This is a genomic window from Microcoleus sp. PH2017_24_DOB_U_A (genome assembly GCF_020738205.1).
In the GTDB taxonomy this organism is placed as follows: Bacteria; Cyanobacteriota; Cyanobacteriia; order Cyanobacteriales; family Microcoleaceae; genus Microcoleus.
Genome location: NZ_JAEQCT010000044.1, coordinates 32,201 through 40,435 on the forward strand (window position 1 = coordinate 32,201; position 8,235 = coordinate 40,435).

The 8,235-nt window shown below is 45.3% G+C and carries 6 protein-coding genes; 2 read left to right on the forward strand and 4 right to left on the reverse strand.

The genetic code is table 11. The features are described 5' to 3' along the window. Positions 1–360 precede the first annotated feature (360 nt). Positions 361–2,352: a sulfite reductase, ferredoxin dependent gene (gene sir, locus JGK07_RS12970; protein WP_293224785.1), complete on the reverse strand. Its 1,992-nt coding sequence runs from the start codon at positions 2,350–2,352 to the stop codon at positions 361–363. Positions 2,353–2,640: 288 nt separating this feature from the next. On the opposite strand from sir, the gene JGK07_RS12975 reads away from it, so the two are divergent. Next, complete coding sequence (locus tag JGK07_RS12975) at positions 2,641–2,889, forward strand: chlororespiratory reduction protein 7 (RefSeq protein ID WP_293181897.1); 249 nt, start codon at positions 2,641–2,643, stop codon at positions 2,887–2,889. Positions 2,890–3,072: 183 nt separating this feature from the next. On the opposite strand, the gene JGK07_RS12980 is transcribed toward JGK07_RS12975, so the two are convergent. Both JGK07_RS12980 and JGK07_RS12985 read right to left on the reverse strand, forming a co-directional pair. Further along, complete coding sequence (locus JGK07_RS12980) at positions 3,073–3,453, reverse strand: hypothetical protein (protein WP_293153860.1); 381 nt, start codon at positions 3,451–3,453, stop codon at positions 3,073–3,075. A gap of 168 nt (positions 3,454–3,621) precedes the next feature. After that, the gene (locus JGK07_RS12985; RefSeq protein WP_293197409.1) at positions 3,622–4,761 is read right to left on the reverse strand and encodes a glycosyltransferase family 4 protein; all 1,140 of its coding nucleotides are present in this window, start codon (positions 4,759–4,761) and stop codon (positions 3,622–3,624) included. Positions 4,762–5,371: 610 nt separating this feature from the next. On the opposite strand from JGK07_RS12985, the gene serS reads away from it, so the two are divergent. Beyond that, positions 5,372–6,652, forward strand: coding sequence for a serine--tRNA ligase (serS, locus tag JGK07_RS12990; protein ID WP_293181893.1), 1,281 nt, complete (start codon positions 5,372–5,374; stop codon positions 6,650–6,652). Between the two features lie 254 nt (positions 6,653–6,906). Here serS and JGK07_RS12995 read toward each other — a convergent pair whose 3' ends face one another. Next, the gene (locus JGK07_RS12995; protein ID WP_293181891.1) at positions 6,907–7,923 is read right to left on the reverse strand and encodes a hypothetical protein; all 1,017 of its coding nucleotides are present in this window, start codon (positions 7,921–7,923) and stop codon (positions 6,907–6,909) included. Positions 7,924–8,235: the final 312 nt, after the last annotated feature.

Sequence of the window (8,235 nt, forward strand, 5' to 3'; positions counted from 1 at the left end):
ATAGGACTTCTCAGAAAGATGAGGTATTACTGTAATTGGAGTTTTTGATGCGATCTCGCTTACTATATAATCACCATAAGAGGGCTGAAGCCCAACAACATACCTCACCTATCTGAGAAGGGCTATAGACTATTTACCCGACTTATTTCTTAGTCGGCGGAGGCCGACATTGTTTGTATAGAAGCGATTTCAATCGCCGTTTTTATCTAAAAAAAAACTGTTCAGAAACAATAAAGGCAAAGCATTTACAACCGGAATTATTTGACAAATTCAAGGTTTTTTCTGCAAATGCTCTGCCCTTATGTTACTTTGGTCTGAACTTTATCTGATGCGATCGAAAATTGACAATCGAAAATCGGCTTATCCTTCCTCCTTAATCTTCTTCAAATAAGTGGAAATTGCCTCTGTAGCTAGCTGCGTGATAGGCTTGCCCTGACGGGCTGCTTCTTCCTTGAGCTCGTTGTAGATTTCATCGCGGACGCTGATGCGACGGCGGACTTTACCACCGCCAGCAGTGGCTGTCTCGTTTTCATCGCCGTTACTAGACGTAACATCTAAATCATTAATCTCAGTTGTCATCGAGTCAGCAGATTGGTGATTGGTTACAAATTGACGGATAGATTCTAACCCAACGCGATCGCAAAAATCGCCAAAACTCTCGCTTTGTTGCCGTTTTTGCTTGAAATAAACAAAAATTGGCTCGAAAAAAGCTTCAAAATCATTGACGTGCAGCTTTTCCTCAATGGGTTTTGCCAGCCGGGTTTGTGAGGGAGAACCGCCCAGCCAAATCTGGTAAGATTCCGGGAAACTCCCAACAAATCCCAATTCTGCCATATAAGGGCGAGCGCATCCATTGGGGCAGCCAGTCATCCGCACTACAAAATGCTCGTCTGGTAAGCCAACTTTGGTCAAAATCGCCCGAATCCGCTCTAAAATGCCGGGAATCGCGCGCTCGGACTCGGTAATCGCTAGCCCGCACGTGGGAAATGCCGGACAAGCCATAGAATAACGTACTAAGGGGTCGATCGCAGTTTCCGCTTGAATGCCGCGGCGATCGAGTATTCCCTGAATTTCTGATTTGATATCCGGCGAAATATCGTAAATCGTCACGTTTTGGTGCGGTGTCACCAGCAGAGGCAAATTGTACTTCTGCACGATTTCCCGCAAAGCCGTTTTTAGCTGAAACGAGCCTTCATCCTTAATCCGACCGTTTTCTACGGAAATGCCGACAAACAGTTTGCCGTCGCCTTGTTCGTGCCAGCCCAAGAAATCAAAATACTTCCACTCAGGCAGAGGTTTAAACGCTTCTAGCGGTTTGCCAAAATATTCGGCTACTTTTTCTTGGAACCACTTGACGCCTTTGTCGTTAATCAGGTATTTGAGTCGGGCGTGTCGTCTGTCTGTGCGATCGCCAAAATCTCTTTGGGTTGCTACAATTGCCTTGACCAAATTGTAAACATCATCCTTGGCAACATAGCAAATCTCGTCCGCAACGCGAGCAAAAGTTTCTTCTTTGTTGTGAGTGCGCCCCAAACCGCCGCCGGCAAACACGTCAAAACCTTGCAACTCGCCAGCTTCATTGGTAATTACCACCAAGCTCAAATCCTGAGAGTACAAGTCTATTGAATTGTCTCCCGGTACAGTAACAGAACACTTGAACTTGCGCGGCATATAATGCTCGCCGTAAATCGGCTCTTCCTTGTCGTCGCTAAAGATTGTGCCGTTCGCGTTTTGCTGTCTGGCGGCCTTAACTGCGGGGTCTTCCTCAGCGGAAATAGCCTTTTCGCCATCGAGCCAAATTTCGTAATAAGCACCGGTTTGCGGTGTCAGCAAATCGGCGACATTGTTGGCGTATTGCAAAGCATACTGGTATTCTGGGCGATTTTTGTAAGGTGCTGGCGGTGCCATGACGTTGCGGTTCAAGTCGCCGCAAGCTCCCAAGGTTGACCCCATATTTTTAATAATTGAGGAAAACACTGCTTTAAGATTTTTTTTCAGCACGCCGTGAATTTGGAAACCTTGGCGGGTTGTGACGCGCAGCGTGTGGTTGCCGTATTCTTCTGATAGCTTGTCTAACGCCAAGAAGAGCTGGGGTGGAACTAACCCGCCGGGATTGCGGGTACGGAGCATGAACTGATAGTCTTTTTCTTGTCCTTTAATTCGATTGTCGCGGTTGTCTTGCTGGTACGAGCCGTGAAATTTGAGAATCTGAATCCCGTCTTCGGTGAAGTGGGTTGTTTCTTGTAACAGTTCAGTCGCAACGGGTTCTCGTAAATAGTTGCTGCGTTCTTTCAAACCTTCTGATTTCGAGGGCTTGCGCGCCGTAGGGGTTGAAGTGGTGGATGTGATCATGGGAATGTATAGTGCCAGTTATAATTAGATAAAGGTCGATCGAATATTTCTTGACAATTGGACAGTTGACAAATTTGCACTTGACAAATTTCCTCAGAAATGCTGTGGCGGATCTGTTGACAACCCGGTTAAGAACTAAGTTAATAACGGTAATCCGGTAGGAATTCTGATGTTGTTCTATTTTAACACGTTCGAGCCCGGGCCCCAGAAATTGTAATTAAGAGTTTATACTTTGGCTAGCTTAACTGCTGGAAACTTTAGAAATAATTAACCTCAACCTTTAAAACTATGTCACTGTATGACGAAGACACCTTTGTGGTATTAGAAACAAACCAGCCGGAGCAGTTTTTGACGGCGGTGGAACTATTAGAAAAGCTGAAAGCGGTCTTATCCCAGGAACACGAAGATTTGCCGGCTGATGTGGTAAAATTTCCTTCGGTGGAAGCTCAAGCTAAGTATTTAATTGATACTTATTGTGAATTAGATGTCGGGCCTGGAAAGTTTTTGCAGTGGTATGCAGTGCGATTGGAAAAATAATTTTGGGAATCGGGCATTGGGCATTGGGCATTGGGCATTGGGCATTGGGCATCAAGAATTGGTTATTACAACCAACAAGTAACAAATAACAAATAACAAGTAACAAGTAACAACAAACAAAAATAACCAACAACTAACTCATGCCCTATGCCCTATGCTCCATGCCCCATGCCCAATTCCCAATTAATCTTCTAACTGTTGAACAGATGATACTTCAACGGCGGTAACATCGATCGTACCGGGCGGAGTCAAACGGCTAAAATGACCTTCCTCTATTTTCAAAGGTTCGCCACAATTAGCACACTGAAACTGAGTTTGATTTAAAGCTGTGAATTCGTACTGACAAACAGGACACTTGTCTTCAATTAAATTGCGTTTCAGCCACCACTGAAGCGCGAAAAATCCTACCACAGGTGTCAGCAGCAACAAACCTACTACAATCAAAAATGATTTAACTACCCAACCCAAACCAATTGACACCAACACGCAGGCGATGCCCAGCAATATCAGCCAATTGCTAATACGGGGTAGGTTTAAAGAGATTTTGGGGGTGCCTTGGTTCACGGTGGTCTCCTTTGGTGTCTTTTCAGGTAGGCATAACTCTATCAGTTGACAGTTGACAGTTGACAGTTGACAGTTACTGTACGGGAATCAAATTGTACTAATAAATTTAGATAGTGTTTGAGCTAATTTTCCTATTATACATTGAGAAACTGCCCTCTACGTCATAAATTAATCTGGGCGATCTATCTGAAAAATCCCAATTAGAGATTGACAAAGGGATTGAAAACTGAACGCTGCGAGGGTTTGTTCCCTCAACCAATGCCGATCGCACTTTTTATCTTTTCCTCGCAGCATTTCCACACAAGCAACCGCTACTGCTGCCGGATCTCGGTGAGGAACTCGCCATCCCAGTTTACCATCTTGCAGCGGATCGGCAGATCCGTCCGCGTCCCCGGCGAGCACTGGTATTCCGCAAGCTAAAGCTTCCAAATACACTATACCGAAGCCTTCCTGGGAGGGCATTACATAAGCATCGGCTAACTGATAATGTGCTGCTAAATCTGCTGTCGGTACAAAACCCGCAAATATAACTCTTTCGGCAACTCCCAAATCGGTGGCGAGTTTTGCTAATCTAGGGCGATCGTCCCCGCGTCCAATAACCAAGTATTTCACATTGGGAAAACTTTTGGCAATTTCCGGCAAAGCTTGAATTGTGACATCGACGCCTTTGTAACTATCGGTCGATCGCAATCGGGCTACAGTCATCAATATTTTAGCACCAGTCAGATCGTACTTTTCTAATAAATGCAGCGGTTTGGGACCGATAGTAAATAGTTTTTCATCTACAGTACAAGGCACTATTTGGAATTTCTCGGGATTTAAGTTGTTGAGTTCGCAAGTGCGATCGCGCGTGTACCTGCTAATCGTCCAAATGCGATCGGCTTGTCTCATTGCTATTTGATATTTTAGCGGAAGTGTTTCCCAAACTTCCTTGCCGTAAGTTAAAATCGTGTAGGGAATTCCCAGCGGCTGGCATAATGTTTTAATGAGCGGTGCAAGTTTGATGTGACCGCAGAAAACCCGTTGAGGTCGTTTTTGCACCAAGCAGGTTAGCAATTTGGTGGCAAACTTAAAACGGCCAAGCCAAGCGGGATCAGTTTTTAGGTAAGAGAATTTGAGATTTTTGGACTCGAAGGGATTGTGACAATCTGGCCCATCTCGCAACAGCAAAATTTCTGCTTGTGGCGGAAGGTTGTTGGCTGCGGTTAGTGACAAATAAGCTTTCAGGATGTCTTGAATGTAGGATTGAATCCCGCCTTCGCTGGAAAATATTTCTAGGAAACAGAATAGGTGATTTGTCGATCGCATTTTTATTTAGATTTGATAGATAAGAAGACGGGCGCGGTTGAAACCGCGTCTATACAAGCGAAACCCGCCTCCGCGGGTTGAAGATAAAAGACACGGCGGTTGAAACCGCGCCTATACAAGCGAAACCCGCCTCCGCGGGTTGAAGATAAAAGACACAGCGATTGAAATTACGTTATTCTCTTTAGTCGGCGTCCGGCGGACATCGTTTGTTTGGCGTGCGGTTTCAACCGTACGTCCTATCTTAACTTTCATCTGGGCCCTAACTTTCATGTCGCCCAAAAAACAAAAAGCCCCTAAACATCGCTGGTTAGGGGAGAAAATTATCAGGGTGCATCTACTAATGTGGTTAGTATAGCATCCTTTTGTGGGGTGTCACCCATCATGGGTGACACCAACGCAGTTTTTTCGATGAGAATAAATTATATTTGAGGTGCTAAATGATTGCCAAAGCTTGTATGTCCGATCGCATTGTCGCTGTTAACCTAAGATAGGACTGACGCAAAAATCCTCAGAAAGCCTGTAGATTCGTAGATTTATGCTCGCGAAAGCCGATATTTTTCCAGAAATCGGGTTGGCGATCGGCAAGTCCTATATTATTTAAAATAAATCCGTGCTAGACCTCAAATTAATCCGAGAAAATCCGCAAGCCGTACAAGAGGGCCTCAACACTCGCGGAGGCAATCACGAAATCGAGCCAATTCTGCAACTAGACAAACAGCAGCGGGAGTTGGAAGGTAAGCGATCGCAACTGCAAGCCCGCAGCAACGAAATAGCCAAACTCATCGGGCAAAAAAGAAAATCGGGTTTACCCCTCGAATCTCCCGAAATTCAGACTCTGCAAGCCGAAGGTAACGAAGTCGGCACGCAGTCGAACGAATTGCAAGCACAGGAAAAAGACTTAAAAGCTCAAATAGAAGCTCTATTGTTACCATTGCCGAACTTGCCCGGTAAGTCAACTCCGTTAGGCAAAAATGAAGATGAAAACATCGAAATCCGGCGCTGGGGAGACGAATACATTCCCCAAAATCCCGAGATTTTGCCCCACTGGGAAATCGGCGAAAAATTAGGAATTATCAACTTTGAACGGGCAGTAAAAATCGCTAGTCCCCGCTTTGTCACGTTAGTTGGCGCAGGTGCAGCCCTGGAAAGAGCGATTATTCAATTCATGCTCGATCGCCATACCAAAGCTGGTTATATAGAAGTAATTCCCCCACTTTTAGTTAATACCGAATCCCTCACTGCTACAGGTCAATTGCCGAAATTTGCTGAAGAAAGTTTTAAGTGCGATCAAGACGATTTATGGTTAATTCCTACTTCTGAAGTTCCGGTGGTGAATTTGTACCGAGGTGAAATCTTGACAGCAGAACAGTTGCCAGTTTATCACTGTTCTTTCACTCCTTGTTTTCGCCGGGAAGCGGGAAGTTACGGCAAAGATACGCGGGGATTGATTCGGTTGCACCAATTTAATAAGGTGGAATTGGTAAAACTGGTGCATCCGAGTACCTCTGAAGCCGAGCACGAAAAGCTCGTGCAGGATGCTGAGGGTGTTTTGCAGGCGCTGAAATTGCCTTATCGGGCGATCGAGCTTTGTACCGGCGACTTAGGTTTCGCGGCGGCAAAAACCTACGATTTAGAGGTGTGGCTGCCTTCTGCGGGCAAATACCGCGAGATTTCGAGTTGTTCCAATGTCGCAGATTTTCAGGCGCGGCGGGCAAATATTCGGTTTAAAGAAGCGGGGAAAAAAGGTACTCAATTCGTGCACGCGCTTAACGGTTCCGGTTTAGCTGTGGGGCGGACAATGGCGGCTATTTTGGAGAATTACCAGCAGCCGGATGGGACGGTAAAAGTGCCGGAAGTTCTCCAATCTTATCTCGGTCGCGAGGTTTTGTAAACTACGAAGACACGGCGGTTGAAACCGCGTCTATACAGACAAAACCCGCCTCCGCGGGTTGAAGACAAAGGCGGTTGCGAGGTATTGTAAACTACGAAGACACGGCGGTTGAAACCGCGTCTATACAGACAAAACCCGCCTCCGCGGGTTGAAGGCAAAGGCGGTTGAAATTAGGCGATCTTCTTGAGTCCGCGGAGGCGGACATTGTTTGTGTAGGCGCGGTTTCAACCGCCGACTCAAACGGGGTTTCTGACTTACAAATTTTTTAGTGCTTCCTTGATATCCAGCGCCAAAAATCTATCCAACGCTAAATACATCCAATAAAGAGATAACTGAGCATCACTGTTAGTCTTTTGAAACCCCAAAGCATAGGACATTTTTTCATAGCTGGGGTGAATAATTAACGTGTACAAGTCGCAAAGATTGGGAAAATCTGTTTGGATTTCTACTAAAATTTTTTGTACATCCTCAATCAAAGTAATTCGGTATTCTTCTAAATATTTCGGATCGATTACCCAACAGCGGACAAACACTGACTGGCAATTCCGATCTCCTGGTAGCGCCATCTTGAAAGGATCGATATCAGAAACAGAACTTAAATGCAGGCTTTTGCTGGGAGCACTAAAAAAATTAACATCCGATTCGCTAGCGGTGGGATAAAGTAAATAAAATCCGACTGGATTGAGATTGTCACAGCGACGCAAAACTCGCATTCCTTTTGAATATTGAGCAGCCGAAAGCCGAATAACTTTAGCAATCTTTTGTGGAACTGCGTTCGTACTGCGGTTCATCCAGTTATAATAGCTTGCTAGTAAATTAGCGACGGGAATTGCATCGCACCGAGGGTTAAAATCATCTAATTTGAGTTTGACTGAATTTTCGGGCTTCGGCGGATCTAAAATTTCTGGGATGGGTTGAATTTGAATTGCTGTAGCGTTTCCGTCAAAGTGTTTTTCGATCAATCCGAGTGCTTCTAGTTTATCTAACATCATGCCGGCGGCGCGATCGCTCCCGCGATCGGAATCCGAGTAAAATAGTTCTGCTGCTTCCCGGTGAGTGCACTGCACTTCTGTGGCTGGTAATTCCAGTTTAGTCAGCGGCGGTTTGACGCGGGGCTGGCTTTCCTGAAGCTGTTTCACTGATAAGTAAATCCAAAGCCTGACAAAGCATTCAGCCCTAGTGCGAGTGACGCCTACTCGTTTCATCAACAGGGAAACAGCGGCGCGGCGCTGAGATTGAGAATACCAACTATCTAGTTTTGCAATATCCATTTCAGTCGGGAAGCAGGGAAGGAACTCTAGTTATATTTTGGCTTAATTTTACAAAAAACTTCACCCCGCTTCATGTTACTTGTTGCCGCTGTTGCTGAACTTGTCTGATTTCCCCTGACTCTACAATACAACTGGTTGCTCCTTGCAGGTTCAGTGCTTCACAAAGCACAATCAATTTTAGATATTTTCAGGCTTGATTTAAGTATGTCGTTGAACAGTTGACAGTTGACAGTTGACAGTTGACAGTTTGAGAGCGGCCTCTACCCTTAAGTCCGAGGATTGGAGTAATGAATAGTCTGATTTTAATTTCTC